Source organism: Paenibacillus sp. FSL R5-0928 (assembly GCF_037970385.1).
GTDB classification, from domain to species: domain Bacteria; phylum Bacillota; class Bacilli; order Paenibacillales; family Paenibacillaceae; genus Paenibacillus_AQ; species Paenibacillus_AQ odorifer.
In genome coordinates this window covers 438,743-454,907 of sequence record NZ_CP150225.1, presented here as the reverse complement: position 1 = coordinate 454,907, position 16,165 = coordinate 438,743, and the positions used below count along the sequence as shown (strand labels likewise).

General features: G+C 43.9%; 16 protein-coding genes. 3 read left to right on the top strand and 13 right to left on the bottom strand.

The window, feature by feature from the left end; genetic code table 11:
• Positions 1-14: 14 nt before the first annotated feature.
• Positions 15-2,267: a glycoside hydrolase family 127 protein gene (locus MKZ16_RS02025; RefSeq protein ID WP_076107422.1), complete on the bottom strand. Its 2,253-nt coding sequence runs from the start codon at positions 2,265-2,267 to the stop codon at positions 15-17.
• 145 nt (positions 2,268-2,412) lie between these two features.
• Between MKZ16_RS02025 and MKZ16_RS02020 the strand changes: the two genes are divergently transcribed.
• Positions 2,413-3,306, top strand: a complete 894-nt coding sequence (locus tag MKZ16_RS02020) for a helix-turn-helix transcriptional regulator (protein ID WP_076107420.1) — start codon at positions 2,413-2,415, stop codon at positions 3,304-3,306.
• A 47-nt stretch (positions 3,307-3,353) separates the two neighbouring features.
• Here MKZ16_RS02020 and MKZ16_RS02015 read toward each other — a convergent pair whose 3' ends face one another.
• The 6 genes from MKZ16_RS02015 to MKZ16_RS01990 form a co-directional block, all read right to left on the bottom strand.
• Positions 3,354-4,331 (bottom strand): phosphotransferase, encoded by a 978-nt coding sequence (locus MKZ16_RS02015; protein ID WP_076107418.1) that lies wholly within the window; start codon positions 4,329-4,331, stop codon positions 3,354-3,356.
• 102 nt (positions 4,332-4,433) lie between these two features.
• The gene (locus tag MKZ16_RS02010; protein ID WP_076107416.1) at positions 4,434-6,824 is read right to left on the bottom strand and encodes an ABC transporter permease; all 2,391 of its coding nucleotides are present in this window, start codon (positions 6,822-6,824) and stop codon (positions 4,434-4,436) included.
• A gap of 265 nt (positions 6,825-7,089) precedes the next feature.
• The gene (locus tag MKZ16_RS02005; RefSeq protein ID WP_256715563.1) at positions 7,090-8,499 is read right to left on the bottom strand and encodes a sigma-70 family RNA polymerase sigma factor; all 1,410 of its coding nucleotides are present in this window, start codon (positions 8,497-8,499) and stop codon (positions 7,090-7,092) included.
• A complete protein-coding gene (locus tag MKZ16_RS02000; protein ID WP_256715562.1) occupies positions 8,496-8,663 on the bottom strand; it encodes a helix-turn-helix domain-containing protein in 168 nt (55 codons plus the stop codon). The genes MKZ16_RS02005 and MKZ16_RS02000 overlap by 4 nt, the downstream gene beginning before the upstream one ends.
• Positions 8,664-8,748: 85 nt before the next feature.
• A complete protein-coding gene (locus MKZ16_RS01995) occupies positions 8,749-9,078 on the bottom strand; it encodes a carboxymuconolactone decarboxylase family protein (RefSeq protein ID WP_036682746.1) in 330 nt (109 codons plus the stop codon).
• A 1-nt stretch (position 9,079) separates the two neighbouring features.
• The gene (locus tag MKZ16_RS01990) at positions 9,080-9,484 is read right to left on the bottom strand and encodes a tautomerase family protein (protein WP_038568393.1); all 405 of its coding nucleotides are present in this window, start codon (positions 9,482-9,484) and stop codon (positions 9,080-9,082) included.
• A 110-nt stretch (positions 9,485-9,594) separates the two neighbouring features.
• Between MKZ16_RS01990 and MKZ16_RS01985 the strand changes: the two genes are divergently transcribed.
• Together MKZ16_RS01985 and infC are read left to right on the top strand one after the other, a co-directional pair.
• Complete coding sequence (locus MKZ16_RS01985; RefSeq protein WP_036682751.1) at positions 9,595-10,500, top strand: LysR family transcriptional regulator; 906 nt, start codon at positions 9,595-9,597, stop codon at positions 10,498-10,500.
• Between the two features lie 61 nt (positions 10,501-10,561).
• The gene (infC, locus tag MKZ16_RS01980; protein WP_076107414.1) at positions 10,562-11,080 is read left to right on the top strand and encodes a translation initiation factor IF-3; all 519 of its coding nucleotides are present in this window, start codon (positions 10,562-10,564) and stop codon (positions 11,078-11,080) included.
• A 533-nt stretch (positions 11,081-11,613) separates the two neighbouring features.
• Here infC and MKZ16_RS01975 read toward each other — a convergent pair.
• The 6 genes from MKZ16_RS01975 to nfsA all read right to left on the bottom strand — a co-directional run bounded on the left by MKZ16_RS01975 (position 11,614) and on the right by nfsA (position 16,160).
• Positions 11,614-11,790: a histidine phosphatase family protein gene (locus MKZ16_RS01975; protein ID WP_143758693.1), complete on the bottom strand. Its 177-nt coding sequence runs from the start codon at positions 11,788-11,790 to the stop codon at positions 11,614-11,616.
• A gap of 18 nt (positions 11,791-11,808) precedes the next feature.
• Positions 11,809-12,411: a response regulator transcription factor gene (locus tag MKZ16_RS01970; protein ID WP_036682756.1), complete on the bottom strand. Its 603-nt coding sequence runs from the start codon at positions 12,409-12,411 to the stop codon at positions 11,809-11,811.
• Positions 12,408-13,562 (bottom strand): sensor histidine kinase, encoded by a 1,155-nt coding sequence (locus MKZ16_RS01965; protein WP_036682757.1) that lies wholly within the window; start codon positions 13,560-13,562, stop codon positions 12,408-12,410. The genes MKZ16_RS01970 and MKZ16_RS01965 overlap by 4 nt, the downstream gene beginning before the upstream one ends.
• A gap of 4 nt (positions 13,563-13,566) precedes the next feature.
• A complete protein-coding gene (locus MKZ16_RS01960) occupies positions 13,567-14,301 on the bottom strand; it encodes an ABC transporter permease (protein WP_036682760.1) in 735 nt (244 codons plus the stop codon).
• 2 nt (positions 14,302-14,303) lie between these two features.
• On the bottom strand, positions 14,304-15,212 hold the full coding sequence (locus tag MKZ16_RS01955) for an ABC transporter ATP-binding protein (protein WP_076107412.1): 909 nt from the start codon (positions 15,210-15,212) through the stop codon (positions 14,304-14,306).
• A 195-nt stretch (positions 15,213-15,407) separates the two neighbouring features.
• The gene (gene nfsA, locus MKZ16_RS01950; protein ID WP_076101226.1) at positions 15,408-16,160 is read right to left on the bottom strand and encodes an oxygen-insensitive NADPH nitroreductase; all 753 of its coding nucleotides are present in this window, start codon (positions 16,158-16,160) and stop codon (positions 15,408-15,410) included.
• Positions 16,161-16,165: the final 5 nt, after the last annotated feature.

Genomic DNA, 16,165 nt, shown 5'->3' with positions numbered 1-16,165 from the left:
GTAAGCCTTTTAATTCAAGAATTACGTTTAACGATACGAAGTCCGGCCACTTGGCCAACCTTATGTCCTTCATGAGAAGCAAACTTGATCGTAACCGCTGATTTGCCGCTCGTGATCGGTTGCGGGAGTTCATAACGAATCGTCTCCAGCTTATTCATCTCCTCAGACTCAAGAGTGCCTACACCAAGTTGCTCCCCATCCGCCAAAATATCGAATGCCAGCGAAGTATCGTTCGACTTCAGATACGTGACCACCAGATCCACTTGCTCATCCGGCAAAACTTCCATCGTGAAGGAGAACCAGCCATTGATCCAGCTGTCCCGATACTTACGATTGTGGATTTTGCCTAGGCCTACAAATTCACCTGTGAAATTATGATCGCGTTCAGGCTGCATTTCAGCAGGTTGTACCGAATCGACAGTTAACTGCTCAAGCAGCAAGTTATTCTCCACAGCTTCGTGATATTCAGCCTCTGCCAGCTTCCACTCTTCCGGTGTGAACAAATCCCAATATACGGAATAACGATGATCATGCATAGGGTAGAACGGACGAAGCTCATGATCCCCTGTATACCCTAAACCTTTCATCCGGAACACATTTTTGCTCACATTAGATTGGATGAGGTTGTCCGTCAGTGTGTCCCGATCTCCGATTAATACGGAAGCAAGGGCGCGATCGCTATTGGCCTCTGCATTTATAGGCCCAAAATCACCTGCGAGCACAAGTGGACCGTAAAGGAAGGCAACTCGGTTGGGATTATCCGGCATCGTCTCGATTCTCACCGACATCGGAATATCATATTCGACAACGTCTCCATCCTGCCACTCTCTATCCAAAGTAAAGTAGTTAGATTTGCCTACATTTACTTGAACATCTTCACCATTTACGCTAACACTCATCCCTTGCTCAGCCCAGTAAGGATGTCTTAGCTTTAATGTGAATTTCGTTGGCTGTGCTGCACTGATCCGCAGTACACCTTGTCCCTCTGCCGGGAACTTGGTCTCTTGCTGCAAGCTAATGCCTTGCTCTTTCCAAGCCACTGTAGAAGGTACGTACTGATTGACATAAAGCTCATCTGCACTATGGAAGTATATCGCCGAGCCATACATAGAATGGCTTTCCATTCCCGAGCCTACACAACACGTAAAGCTTTCGAACTGCGAATTAAATGATTTATGTCCACCCATCTCGAGAGATACAAAGTAACATACCCGGCCATCTACCGGCTCCTGAGAGGCTAAGATGTGGTTATACATCGCACGTTCGTAGTAATCCGCATACGCTGCATACGCATCCCATTGGAACATATGCTTGGTCAGCTTCAGCATGTTGTACGTGTTGCATGTCTCACAGGAGCCTTCGCCCAATCGGTCATTTAACTTATCCGGTTCACCAAAATGCTCATTATAGCTGTTGCCGCCGATCACATAAGAATGATGATTCACGACCCGATCCCAGAAGAAGCGGGAAATACCTGCATAATGCTCCTGCCCTGTTACCTCATATTGTCTAGCAGCTCCGATGATTTTTGGAATCTGTGTATTAGCATGTCTTCCAGCTAGGGTATCTTTTTCTATAGCAAGATCATTAAGCACTTCCCCATGATAAAAGCTTTCCGCTAACGCGAGGAAACGCTCTTCCCCGGAATCCTCTGCCAAATCCGTCAGCGCTTCATTCATGCCGCCAAACTCACAACGCAGCACCTCTTGGATCTGATCTTTACTCAGCCCTGCAAAAATATCCTCAAGCCACAGGCCCAGCTTCGTTTCAATAACGAGCGCCTTCTGATTGCCGGCCAGTCGATAAGCATCGCGAAGACCTGCAAACAGCTTATGCATCGTGTAAAGTGGCACCCAACCTCCGTTGAGGTCAAAGCCCTGTGAGCGAATGTCGCCTGCCTTCACTTCCTCAAATAACTCCTTGCCACGAGGAATGCCGGAAATAAAGCCATTGCCATGCGCATCCTGACATTGCTCTAATTCATCTACTACATAATTCACGCGTTGTAGCAGCTCTTCATTTCCCGTAGAGGCATACATTAACGCACATCCAGAAATATAATGGCCTAACGTATGGCCGCTAATGCCCTGAGATTCCCAGCCCTCGTAGTGAGCAGCCTTAGGCTCTAAGCCAGCATATTCGCGAAAACGCGACAGAAGCCGATCTGCCTCAAGCTTGAGTAAATAATCAGTATTTAACTCCATCGCATGGAGAAGTGGACCTGAATCAATTCGTACGTTCTGTAGATCAAAAGCTTGCGTCTTCAATGAAATCGCTCCCTCGCAATCTTGTCAGGGTTAGATGACAAGTGTATATTTGTATCCATAAGATAACACCGGAACGTTGATTTGTCGGTAGATCAGTCGTACAAATAGTGGACAAACCCGACTTATTGATTGCTAGGAGGACCGCATGAGCTATTTAAAAATAAATGCAGATGTACCTGTTCATTTTACAGCGGCAGGTGAATTTATCTCAGAAACACCATGGAAGCATGTGGAGCGTGTTATGGGGAACTACGAACTAATCATTGGCGTGAACGAAACAGTATATTTGAGTGAGGAAAACAAACAATTTGAAGTAGGCCCTGACGAAGCTCTTCTGCTCATGCCTAATCGCACACATGTCGGCTATAGAGAGTCACGACCCGGGGTTAAGTTTTATTGGTTTCATTTCGAACTGACAAACGAGGGGCTATTGCTGAGTGAGGAGGAAATGAAGCCTGAGGCAGAAGAAATCTTTTCGCGCACACAGCGCTTATGGTCCGTACATGATCTATATCTGCCCCAAATCATAAAAATCGAACATAGTGACCGGATTCATATTCTGGCGAATCAAATCCTTCATGTGGCCAATTCGGGGTATTTAACCTATTCCAGCGTTAATTATTTGCTGACCTCGCTTTTAATTGAGCTATCTGAGCATGCACTTCAGCCGTTCGCCAGTAAGCTGATCCGCGCACAGCAAGATGTCACCTTCGTCAAAATAGCTGAGTGGACAAGGATTCATGCAAGCGAACCCCTTACCGTGGCCATCATCGCGGATAAATTCAATTACAACAAGGACTATTTAGCTCGGCTATTTAAACAGCATACCTCCATGGGGCCATTGGAATATATCCATTCAGTACGTGTGACTAAAGCGAAGGAGCTACTAACCAGAACCGCATTAAGCGTGAGGGACATCGCGACAGAGACGGGGTTCACCGACGATAAATATTTCATGCGCCTCTTCCGAAAATACGAAAACATGACGCCCACCCAATATCGTAACGCTTATCATAAGACGTTTATGAATAATGACTGAAGTAAAGCCACCCCTAAATATGGAGTGGCTTCTTGTTTGGGTATTGTCTATTGGATAGAATGAACTTCACACCAATTACGTAGGAATTGCAGATTAGTATTGAAGTAATGATCGTTTTGCCACCCACAACTCCAAACCTGTGCGTTCCCTGTGTGCAGACCCATCAACCATATCTCCCGGATAGCAACAAATATAGGGATTGCCTTTAGATCGTTCTCAGATAATACTTTATGCTTTTGGTATGACTCCAGGAAAACAGTCCATTGTTCATTGTCAAAATGCTCTCGTTCTTTCCCTCTAACCCTTGACCACAAAAACACGGAAACATCATAGGCCCTCCAGCCAAAACCTCCGCAATCAAAGTCGAAATGAGTCAGGGTATCCTCGTAGAAATGTACGTTCGCTCCATGAAGATCACCATGACATGCCCCCCAATCCAGCTCTGATGAGATTTCTGCTATGTTATTTGCCAATACTTCCGACAAAGATTCTAGATAATCGATATCCTCTTGCCTGTGGGATAAAGGCTTGCGAATCGATTGAAGCGGTTCTTTAAGCAGATGATCCAGATTAAGCGTAAATCTTTGCTGCCCACATTCGAAATCATCCATAGCCAGATGCATCTTAGCCACTTGTTCACCGTATAATTCACAGCTAGTTTTTTCATCGGAATAATTGCCTTTTGCAAAAGTAAACAGAACTGCGTAACGTGTTCCTTCAGGAGCCTCCAGCTCAATTAGGTAACCACCATCCCTGCTGATTACCGGAGCCGATACAGGGATATTCTTCTTATTTAAGTGATTCAATAACTCCACTTCAAAATCAATCTCATGTTTATTTCGCCAATGAGCTTTATAGATCCTAAGAATGTATTTATCAATAGAGGTCTTTAGTAAATAGGTATCATTAAGTCCGTTCTCATAAAAACTACACTCCAAAACATCCCCGATTTCATAAAGATCATTAATTACGGGTACTAAGGCATTGGAAGAAATAACGGAATGATACACCGGTAGTTTCAGCATATAAATCACCCTTCAACGTTAATTGCTACTCACTATTTATTTTCACGTTTGGCCCGTATAAAGGCGAGGGATTTATTAAATATAGCTAAACTTTCCGCATCGTTAATTTAATTGCTCTATAATGCTCTGCTTCGATATTGTTCGTCTAACAAACTGAACCATACCAGTCTGGACAAGTAAAATAACCAAGAAATACAGGAAAATAGCACTCCAAGGGAATTGGTATTGAATGTAGGAAAGCCCCCCCATATTCCCCGCACTCTTACTTATCATGTATCCCATTAGATTGCCCGTAACAAGAGCCATCGTAAAGCTTCCGACAACTAAAAATCCTGTTTCATAGGTTAACATAGCCATTAATTGTTTTCGGCCCATTCCTATGGCTTGCATAAGGCCTAGCTCCCCTTTTCTTGCAGAAATAGTGGTGATTATGGTGTTCAAGAGATTGATCATACTGAATACTGCTATAAAAACCATAAAACTATACACTGAAATAGTGATAGTTCTAAAAGCAATTCTATTGGATTCCACAACTTCGGAAAAAGACAATAATTTGAGTGTATCCTCATTGAGAATCATACCCTCTAACTCACTCTTTATTAACTCTTCATTCGCTTTATCCATAGTAATAACTTCGTAGCTCTTATTGCTATTAAAAGGGGCTGTAGTTTGCATTACTTTGGGTGGAAGATAAAATGAAGTTCCTGAATTCTTATCCGGAATATCTCCAATGATCTCAAAATCATGTTTGGCCTTCTCCTGATCATTAGCAATTATGAATGAAATATGATCACCGACAGCGTAATGAGCCCCGTAATAATCTAAGTCACTACTGGCGCTGTTCAAGAGAATGTAGGATGCATCCGATGAATCAACATCCGGGATCTTCCCCTCAGCCAAATGACTACTCCATCTTTCGTTGTATAACGTAGGGATATTCTCAATACTGACTATCGCGGCCCCGTCATCCGTTTTTATTCCTTCGATAGCAGCTTCAATATACTGATGTTCGATTACGTCCTCAACTTCATTTATAGCTAGGATTTTATTTTTTAAAGAAGTAGATAGTTGCCCTTCCGTCTGAAGATCACTTAATGAGGTTGTTTCAGAATACAAATCATTATTAATTTGAATATCAAACTGACCATGATTTGGAAAATATTTCTCTGCTTTTGAGATTGGGTCGACCGAGTTTAACAATGTCCCCAAGGAAACAAATAGCGTTCCGCTTAAAAAAAGAGACAGCAAAGTTAACACCGTCTTTTTCCTGCTTCTTGATAAGTTCAATGCAGCTAAAGAAAATGGTGTTAGTCTTTTAGAGTTTCTTTTCTCCTTTTTTGTATTAACATCGGCATCTACATGTCTAATCGCTGTTATAGGGGAGATTCTTGATGCGAATTTAGATGGTGCGTTTAATGAAGCTCTAACTGTTACTTTGGTGAGCAAACCTGCTAAAAAAGCAAGTGAAAAACTTGGAGCTGCATTCCAGTGAAAGCCACTTAAAATCCAGCTCATTAAACATCCAAAGATAACTCCAATAGGGATATATTTTCTTGAAAGATTTTTCCCTTCATAAAGAACAAGCTGTTTTATCTGCTTTTTTGTTGCACCGATTGCTCTAAGTTGTCCGTATTGTTTAATTCGCTTAGTAATTGAAATATAAAAGATATTGTAGATGACAAGCCAACAAGCCAGTACGATAATCAGCATGATAGACAGGATGGTTATCACAGTGCTTCCTGACAGATTATTACTATCCACATTCACATTATTGATCTGAATATTTCTCTCAGGGATACCCATTCGCTGCCCTATTTCTTTGATTTTTGACTTCAGTTCCTCGTTAGAATAACTGCTGCTATTGTTGATGCTAATTGCCGCGGAGTAATCCTCTTTGGAAAGAAACGGATCCGCCTCAACGAACGCGCTTGATACCAGAGCATTGTAACCGATTCGATTCTCGTTACCTGATGCGGTTGTTTGCAGAATTCCAGTAATCACAAATTGGCTGGTTTGAAATTCTTTGCTGGCGTTGTTTCTAAATTGCAAAGAAATAGAATCGCCAAGCCCCAGGCTTCGATCATCGGATAACTGAAAGTCTTTTTCTATTGCAATTTCATTTTCTTTTGTAGGAAATTTCCCCAGAACGATATTGGCATTTGATAAATCCATCATGGCTGGATCCGTGTAGAGAATGGACAATAAACGTTCTTCTTTTTTCTCTCTGCCTATTTCCTTATAGAGTCCGATTTTATTAATTTCCTCTATTTCTTTCAATCGTGAGATTTCATTGTTATTGAGGTTATAGAATAAAGCTTGGAAATTCGACTCATTTTGTAGGTTAGTAAAAGAATTATAACCAAAGGTCATTACAACAGTTAATAAAAATGCAGCTAAAGCTATTACACTGCCTACAAAGTAATTTTTGGTTTTTTCCGCTTTTAAATTTGCTTTTGCAATTCTTATCATTACTGTTTTATTCTGTATGGACATTGATACATCATCCTCCTATCGTGTAACAAATATTCCTCCCTTCACATCAACAAGTGAATACTTTCACTATTTATTCTATAGATAATATTCTCCAACAAAGATCAATCACCCTTTAAATAGATGATATATACTATATTTACTATTCATATAATATATGGATACAACAAAAAAGACTTCCCCTTCTGGAGCGCTTGAGTATCTCCAAGTTAGTGGAAGTCTTTTTATGCTCAATATGCCTTGTGTAGCAAACATTTAGATTAATAAATTACGCCTCGGCACTTCTATCCTGAAGCGCACCGACCAACGGATTCCACCGCCAGCGCGGAGTCAATCCTTGCAGATGTACACCTCCAAACCACTCATCGCTGCCATTCTTCTGCACCCAGTCTTCGTTTCCAGTTATTACACTCTTACCTAGCTCTGTTAATACAAGCTCACAGTCTTTAAATTGCATTACTGAATCGTTATAAACAGGGAACTCATTGCATCCATGGGTTTGTAGCAAAGGGTACGGGCCTTGCACCAGCTTTCTTAGAATATGCCAATATTGCAAGTCGCCCATTCCCAAGATATGAAGCTTATTACCCACATTTTTGAACAGCTCATAGGGTGATTTTATTCCCTCATAGATCATCTCCAGCGTGAGTTGTTCTACGATACCAAGTCCGTTTGTAGTAGAGGGAAAGCGCGATAAATGCGCCTGAAAAGCGTCATGTGCAAAGGGCAAAGCCGATGTATCGGTAGTTAATCGTTGTTGCAGCAATTCTGGATTCGGTGATACATAGGCTTCCCAGAGTGCTTGACCTGCTTCTAGTTCTTTGGCTCCGATTAGCTTCCATGTGCCTGATAATGTTTCCATCTGCTCTATAGAAAGTTGTCCAAGTCCTCGAAATAACTTTATTCCCGGATATTCTCCAATGCATAGTAAGCTTAGCTTGGTGGTTAATATTTTCTGCTTCGAGAACCAATGGAGTAAATAACTGAGCATCGTCTGATCGAAAAGATCATGCTCGAACCATAACACCACTTCTTCATATTTATGAAAATCAGCTAAAATCTTCTCTTGCCTCTCACTATTTTCAATAAATTCCCTCTGCGGAATTCCCATCGTTTGTTCCAAATATTGCGCTCGAACTGCACGGTTATCTCCATCGGCAGGATCCAAAAATACGGGCCCATGCGAATATACCTCTCTCCACACCAGTACATCACCTTTAACGATTCCTTGCCGCAGCTTCTCTCCCACTACATCTCCATTTACAATGTGAAGCACATCTTTTCCCCCTTCGTACAAATGGTTGAATACGGAAAGAACATCTGCTACAGGTAATGCACCTTTCAGTTTGCGGCGGGCATCAAAAAGTCGCTTCTTCAATACCGAAACCGAAGTCCCCAGAAAGTCAGCAATCTCTTGTAGTGAGTATCCTTGAAAATAATATAATTGAACAGCAATTCGCATATTGGACGTTAATGCAGCTATAGACTCGTGAACCAGCCGCTGGGTTTCCTTTTTCTCAATAATATCTGCTATAGAAAATGAAGATTCTGTCGCTTGCGCAGCTTCATCGTAGGGGAATGCAGGATGCTGCTTTCTTCGCAAGATGCGATAACATTGCCGCACCACAATAGCTTTAAACCAGCCCGGGAATGCCTCTACTGCTCGTAATTTATTCAAATGCAAAAGGCTTCTGTGAAAGCTTCCTGCACAGCATCTTCCGCTAATTGATAGTCACGCAGCTTTTCGGACGCAACTGCAATTGCCATCGGTGTAAAGTGCCTAACAATCTGTTCAAAAGCTTGTCGGTCTCCTTGTTTAGCCTCTTCGATATACTGAAGCATTTTCTCCCCCGCTCCCTTCTTCCGTATTATATACAAGTGCCAATGAAGTTCCTAAAGGTTACGGATGGGATTGAAAAGTTAGACGTTATTTATTTTTTCCTATTACATCCTTTGCAACCTCTAGAGCTGAAGAGGCTCGCGGCCAACCTACATAAAAAGAAAGGTGGGTGATAGCCTCCACGATTTCTTCAAGTTGTAAGCCGTTCTCTAAAGCCAAGCGCAGATGATAGGGGAGTTGTTCCGTCATGCCCCCCATCACCAAGGCAGAAATCGTAATCATGCTACGATCCCGAAGTGATAATTGCTCACGTCTCCATAAGTCCCCAAACAACACATTTTCCGAGTATTCGACGAATGCCGGAGCGAACTCGCCTAACGATTCCCGTACATTTGTGGCGATTTTCTGATGCGCCATATTACGCCTCCCTAACCGGAGGTTGTAGCATTTGAGCAACACCGTTACCAAACGACCAATCTTCGAATTCCGTATCGACGAGCACAATGAATATATCTTCTTTTCTGATGTTTAGCGTCATCGATAATTCCTCGGCTAGCCTCGCGTAAAAGCTTTTCTTCTGTTCCGTTGATCTTCCGGATTTTAGCGTAACTTGGATATATATCAGTCCGTCGCTTCGTTCAATATTTAAATAATCTTTACTATAAAAATATTCCCCCGCTTTATGCGCATGAAAAACCTGAAACATATCATCCTCCGGTACATGGAAATGCTGAATTAACGCGCTCATAATCGCTCTGCATATTCCTTCTAGCTGATGAATGTCGTATTGTTGCTCCAGATAACTGACTCTAATGAAAGGCATTTTAATTCACTCCTTCTTTGGAATTCTTTTATTGTACTCTCAGTATTTTGATTTATATAATTGAATAAGATAATAATCTTAATCAATTATACCGATAGAGGTGACAATCGATGGATCTAAAAGAACTGATGGCTTTTAAGACCATTCTTCAAGAAGGCACTTTCTCACGCGCTGCCGAGAAGTTGAATTATGCGCAGTCTACCATTACCAACCAAATTCAACGACTTGAAAAAGAACTGGGCATACAACTCTTTCACAGAGGCTGGGAAGTAGAACTGACAAGTGCTGGGCAAGTTTTTGCAGCGGAAATCGATAACCTTATTCAACACTGGAACTATGTATCAGAACTCACCAAAGCTTTACAGCATGACGAAATTGGCACACTTCATATCGGAGGCATTGAATCCATGATGGAATCCGTCCTACCGAACGCCTTGCGAAAGTTTCAGGAGCAAAAACCAAAGATGGCATGTAACTTCATTCAGGGTAACACTGATTCCCTCTCACAGCTTGTCCTCCAAAGTGAGCTGGATTTCGCCATCTGCGGTGAGCCGTCCGACCTGTCTTTCATTTATTTCGAACCGCTCTATCACGAGAAAATCGCTTTTATAGTAGATGAAAATCATCCTTTAAGCGGACGAGACGATATTTCATTTCGAGAAATTCTTGAATATCCAATTATAGCTGGAGGGCGCACTTGCTTATATTACCTTCGGTTAGCTAAGCAATTTTCGAGATTCGAATCAAAGCCCACTTTATCCACCATAAGCCAAATTTCTGCTATTCCTCATTTTGTAAGAAAGAACCCTGGGGTAGGGGTAGTGCTTGATTCGACAGCTTTAATGACAGATATCGTAAAAATAGATGTTGCACTAAGCGAACCGTTCATACAAGTAGGTATATTGCAGCGGCGCAACCGAGAATATCTAGCAACATCATCTAAAAAACTAATCCTAAAAATCATAAAAGAAGAAATTGAGAGGATTAGTAACGCTAATCCTACGCTCCACATTTGAACCTCAAGCTAGTTCCATATATGATAGCTTTATCATCGTTATCAGGGGAGGATTCATAGAAGTGGCAGTATTAATCAATGAACAAATCAGAGCATCCGAAGTAGTCCTTACAGGACTTAGGGGTGAGAAGCTGGGTATCGTCTCCCGGGAAGAGGCGCTGGCCATGGCCAGATCAGCAGGTGCTGATCTGGTATGCACCTCGCTAATGAGCAGCCCACCGCCCTGCAGCCTAACTGCAAAAGGCAAAGCAAAAGCGGCCGCGCAGAAGGAGGCAGCCTCAGCACGCAAGGCCAGTGGGGGTTCAGCTGCAAAGGGCGGCAGCAAAGAGAAGGTCAAAGAGCTCCGCTTCACTGCTCATATTGAAGAGCACGACTACGATACTAAGCTCCGTCAGGCTGAGAAGCATCTCCGCTCCGGCAAGCCGGTGCAATTAGTTGTCAAAGCATCCGGTGCGAAGGAAGCTGCTGCCTCCAAGGCCGTATTGGAGCGACTAGTGACTGACTTGAAGGACGTTGGAACGAAGGAAACGGGCATACAGACAGGCGGCAAAGGTTCACAGGTGAAATTAAATCCACGGTGAAGAGTGGAATTTCAGATAGAGTAGGCTCAAAACTAAAATGAGTCGACCATTTCATGAAAAGCTGCTGCTATCTGCCAATGTAGCTTTATTGCGAGCAGAATTCAGAATTGCGTTCGGACACCACAGCCCTTATTCGTAACTATTTCGCTGTTCTGGGATGCTAACGGACTTCAGAGACTTTATATCACTAAAATAGCACGATATTCCCTCCATTTATGGAAAATAAGATCTCTCGAGTCCACAACTTCCTCCAAAAGGCTTAAAATGTACAAATAGCTGCATCTAAGTCCGTTAGTACAATAGCAAGTGGAAATCAGGAACTGGGCAAGGGGCACGATTCTTATATGCAAGCAAAAATGCCCTCGATGTCCCTAAAGAACGGTAAGCGCTTATGCGAGAAATAGAAGGATAATGTATCGTGCCGAACTTATACGTTCTTGTTGTATTTTAAAAAAAGGCCATCCTCTGCGGGATGGCCTTTCACTTCATAGACAATATCCTAGCTCGCTCTTAATCAGTCACCTTAAACATGATTACCCATTAATCCCCTTGGGCGATAGTTCATACCCCAATGGTGAAGCATATAATTCAACCAGACCGATAGATGCCATGCGTTTTCCCAATGCCGCTGCTGCTTCCTGATGCCCGAATTCCGTTAGATTATCTATGGAATAGTCCGGATCACCATGACGAATCAGAAATATTTGCATAACAATACCCTTCTCCCCTCAAATCCAGCCTTTTTCTTCCGCCAGCCGTACCGCCTCAATCCGGCTTTTCACTTCCAGCTTGTTGAGTATTTCAGAGATGTAATTGCGGACAGTGCCGTAAGACAGATGCAGCGAAAAGGCTATCTCGCTCGCGGTTTGCCCTTCTCCAGCCAGTTTTAAAATCTCTCGCTCCCGTGCTGTTAATGGATTCTCCTCCCGCAAACTGCCAAAGACTAACTCCGGAGATACCTCCCGATGTCCAGCCATGACACGACGAATAGATTCAGCTAGCTTATCTACAGGCTCGTCCTTCAACAAATACCCTTGAATACCAGCCTTTACTCCACGCTCAAAATATCCCGGACGGGCAAAGGTAGTCAAAATAATAATACGGGTCGGACACCCCTTACTCCGCAATATTTCTGCAACCTCCAGCCCGCTCTTGAACGGCATTTCAATGTCCATGAGACAGACATCCGGCTGAAGCTTGTCGATTAAAGCTAACGCCTCCGCCCCATCACAAGCTTCTCCGACTACTTCGATATCGTCTTCAAGATCCAGCAAAGAAGCCATCGCTCCCCGAAGCAGACGTTGATCCTCCGCTATAACAATGCTTATCATGCAGTCTCACCCCCTTGTGCATCTTTTACGATTAGCGGGATGGCAACGATCAGCTTAGCTCCCTGACCCTCAGCTGAGCTTAGCGACAGGGAGCCATCAATCAGGGATAGGCGCTCCGCCATCCCCTTCATGCCATTTCCATCGTTAAGCCCGCCGTTCCCTTTCTCCCCGTGCTGTAGGCCAATACCGTTATCTTTAACGGTAATTCGCACTTCTCCAGCCAGCTTTGCCACTCCTATGAAGCATTTATCCGCTCTGCTATGCTTCACGATATTAGTCACCGCTTCTTTGATACAGAGGCTGAGGATATTTTGCGTCAGGTCGGATACCCCCTCCAGAGAGATATCCCCTTCCACTTCTAAGGCGATCTCTGCCGTCCGCAGCATCTCTCCAGCTTCAGCCAGTTCCTCTGCTACTGAGACCGCACGCATTTCCGACACTAGCTCACGCACTTGACGGAGCGCAGCCCGTGAAGTGCGCTGGATTTCCCGCGCTTCCTCTTGGGCTCGCTCCGTATTTTTCGTCACCAGCTTCTCTACGAGTTGGCTCTTTAACGTAATCAAGGACAAGGTATGGCCAAGGGTATCATGCAGGTCACGGGCGATTCGCATTCGTTCCTCACGCTTCACCAGCTCTTTAATTACCTCATTCGCTTGATCCAGCTCTTTCTCCAGCTTCTGATTCCGATTCATGGACCTCACTCCGAACGGACTAATCAACATAATAACAATAAACGGAGCTAAAAATATCACACTTCCCCACTCCATCCCACGACCCACTAAGACCAGCACCGAAAGGATCATGATCACAAAAGAAGTAAATGCAATTTTGAAACCTTTATTCTCCGTATAATATGCGATAAAATTTGCGGTGAAAAAGCCCATGTACAGATTATAGGGGGTATAGAACACACTAAGCACCACGATGATCAACATTTGAATAATTAACCAAACATTAAACACTCCACCCCGCACCCAATACAGCTGGCGATAGCTGAGGGCAAATACCGCTATCATAATCCCGCCCAGAATGAGCTTCATTCCAGTCTCCCCGCGCAAATTCAGGATGGGCAAAACCAGATAAACAGCCCATACAAAAGGGAAAAAACCCTGTTTTTGTGGAAATAACCGGAACTTCGCACGCTCAGCCATTCATTCACACCGCTTCCTGTTTTTTTCGAATATAGACCGATAGTAACATAAAAACTACCAAATATCCGAGCAAAATCAAGACATTACTCCACGTCGGAGCTGATCCACGAACGATCTCCCAGGCTCCATTCCCATAGTTATAGGAAGGCAACCAATGACCAATCCGCTGCATTAATCGTGGCAGTATCTCAATCGGCATCCACATGCCTCCTGCTACAGCAAGAGCCATATAAATCACGTTGCTGACTCCACTGGCTGTATCCACCCGTTTCATAGCACCTACAAGCGTACCAATCGCTAAAAATGGTAGAGAACCGATCAGGATCCACAGCCCGCTAAGTACCCATTGACCTGCGGATAAAGAGACGCCATTGATTAAATAGCCTGCGATAAAAATACAAATGACTGAAAACAGATGCATCATCGTCTGTCCGAACATTTTTCCGAAAAAATAGATCGAACCCGGCAGCGGTGTAATCCGAATAAAGGTGGTCCAGCCTTGTGTTCGCTCTTGCACCAACCGGATGCCAAGCGTCATAATGGCTGAGCCCATTACACTGAAGGTCGCCATAGACATTAAATAATGAGCACGCCACGTTAGGTCATCGCTACCTGTATTGACCACCCGGGTGAAGATGAAATAGAACATGATGGGCATGAGCAAAGACCAGAACACATAATAGGGATTACGGATGATCCGCAGCATTTCTGCTTTACACTGTACAGTAATTAGTCTCATGGTTAGACAGCCTCCTCTTGGTTCATGGTCAATTGTTCAAAAGCCTCATCCAAACGTCCCTGATCAATTCGAACATCCTTCACGGGAAGTCCAGCCACAAAAATCGCTTTAAGCGCCTCATCTGTATCCTCTGTGGTCACATGAATGCGGCCATCTTTTTCATAACAATCCTCTATAGCAGCTAGTTCTAGCAGGTTTCTGCGCAATTGCGAGCGATCACCCACAGGCAGGAAGGACACGGAACGCTTCACAATCCGCGATTTAATCTCATCTGGACTTCCGTCCGCAACTAAGTGGCCTTTACTGAATAACAGAATACGATCCGCGATATCTTCTGCTTCCTGCAAATAATGGGTCGTGAACACAATCGTTTTTCCTTGCTCCGCAAGTCCACGAACCGTTTCCCAGAACCGCCGCCGGGAAGTAATATCAAGTCCGACTGTAGGTTCATCGAAAAAGATCAGCTCCGGATTACCCGCGAGGGCTAGCGCAAAACCCAAACTACGCTTTTGACCGCCCGAGAGCTTCTCGGCGTATCTATTCAAATCGGCTGGCGCAAGTCCAGTAGCCTTAATTAGAAACTCCATATCCATAGGCTTTGGATAATAACTGCGGATCAGATCAATGATCTCCCGCACCTTTAGCCGATCCATTACACTTACTTCCTGCAGCATCGCTCCTGTCTTTTCTCGTACCACTTTATCCTTCGGATGATGCCCGAACAACTCCACTGTACCCTCGGTAGGCTCTATTAGCCCCAGCAGCATGCCTAATGCCGTTGTTTTACCCGCTCCGTTCGGTCCCAGAATAGCTGTAATCGAACCTTTAGCAATGTTAAAGCTGATATTATCTACGGCCTTTTTATCCTTATATATTTTGCTGACCCCGTGCATTTCTATAATATTATCCATAACGTAATCCCTCCGCTTCCGAATGCGTTTGATCTATTTCAATCATATGGAAAAAGAAGACATGACATTAGTATGGACTGTCATTTCTTTAAGATGACAACTGTCACCTTCCTGGCTCCGAATAAAAAAGAGAGGCTGCCCTATCAGTAGAATGAACTACTAATAAGGCAGCCTCTTTAGGTGAAGAAAGTTTAGTTATCTTCGAAGGAATCCTTTTTCCAGCAGGAACTCCTTCATATGCAGCCGTGCTGGCTGTGCCAATCGCTCCGCCATAATGGCCGACCAAGGGGTGTCTTTGGCACCGTGGGTCCGCTCACGCATATAGTCTGAAGAGACTTTATCGTAAGTTTTGACCTGCTCCACAGTGGTTTCCGCATTGTAGCGATTACGATGCAGAACAGCCTCTAGTGGAAGCCGCGGACGCAGGCCCGAAGCTCCGTCAGGATAACCCACACACATCCCAAATATCGGGTAGACCAATTCAGGCAGTCCCAGCAATTCCGATACCTCAGCGATCCGGTTACGGATTCCACCGATATATACAATTCCAAGTCCTAGTGATTCCGCAGCCACTGCAGCATTCTGTGCAGCAAGCGCAACATCAACGGTAGCTACAATCAGGTTCTCAGCAGAATCTTCATAAGAAGTCTCTCCCTGCAAATGAGGTTTCGTCACCTCGCGCAGCCGATACAGATCAGCGCACCAGACCAAAAACACTGGGCATTGTTCTATATAAGCCTGATTGCCCGCTAATCCCGCAAGCTCCGTCTTTAGTGCCGGGTCAGTAACTGCAATAACACTATAGGCCTGAACATTGCTTGAGGTTGAAGCCATCTGAGCTGCTCCAATAATAGCGCTAAGCTGATCTTCACTTACTGGCTTATCCTGAAACTTGCGGACAGATGCATGTTTCATTAACAGAGAAATTGTATCGTTATTTACTTGCACTGTGG

What these genes read in the sequence shown, in the direction of transcription:
- MKZ16_RS01985 (WP_036682751.1), top strand. Translation starts at nt 9,595, where the DNA reads ATGGATCTAAAAGAACTGATGGCTTTTAAGACCATTCTTCAAGAAGGC.
- MKZ16_RS02015 (WP_076107418.1), bottom strand. Translation starts at nt 4,331, where the DNA reads ATGCTGAAACTACCGGTGTATCATTCCGTTATTTCTTCCAATGCCTTA.
- MKZ16_RS01960 (WP_036682760.1), bottom strand. Translation starts at nt 14,301, where the DNA reads ATGAGACTAATTACTGTACAGTGTAAAGCAGAAATGCTGCGGATCATC.
- MKZ16_RS02000 (WP_256715562.1), bottom strand. Translation starts at nt 8,663, where the DNA reads ATGCTTCAGTATATCGAAGAGGCTAAACAAGGAGACCGACAAGCTTTT.
- MKZ16_RS01990 (WP_038568393.1), bottom strand. Translation starts at nt 9,484, where the DNA reads ATGCCTTTCATTAGAGTCAGTTATCTGGAGCAACAATACGACATTCAT.
- MKZ16_RS02010 (WP_076107416.1), bottom strand. Translation starts at nt 6,824, where the DNA reads ATGTCCATACAGAATAAAACAGTAATGATAAGAATTGCAAAAGCAAAT.
- MKZ16_RS02020 (WP_076107420.1), top strand. Translation starts at nt 2,413, where the DNA reads ATGAGCTATTTAAAAATAAATGCAGATGTACCTGTTCATTTTACAGCG.
- MKZ16_RS01975 (WP_143758693.1), bottom strand. Translation starts at nt 11,790, where the DNA reads ATGCAAATATTTCTGATTCGTCATGGTGATCCGGACTATTCCATAGAT.
- MKZ16_RS01995 (WP_036682746.1), bottom strand. Translation starts at nt 9,078, where the DNA reads ATGGCGCATCAGAAAATCGCCACAAATGTACGGGAATCGTTAGGCGAG.
- MKZ16_RS01965 (WP_036682757.1), bottom strand. Translation starts at nt 13,562, where the DNA reads ATGGCTGAGCGTGCGAAGTTCCGGTTATTTCCACAAAAACAGGGTTTT.
- MKZ16_RS01955 (WP_076107412.1), bottom strand. Translation starts at nt 15,212, where the DNA reads ATGGATAATATTATAGAAATGCACGGGGTCAGCAAAATATATAAGGAT.
- MKZ16_RS01970 (WP_036682756.1), bottom strand. Translation starts at nt 12,411, where the DNA reads ATGATAAGCATTGTTATAGCGGAGGATCAACGTCTGCTTCGGGGAGCG.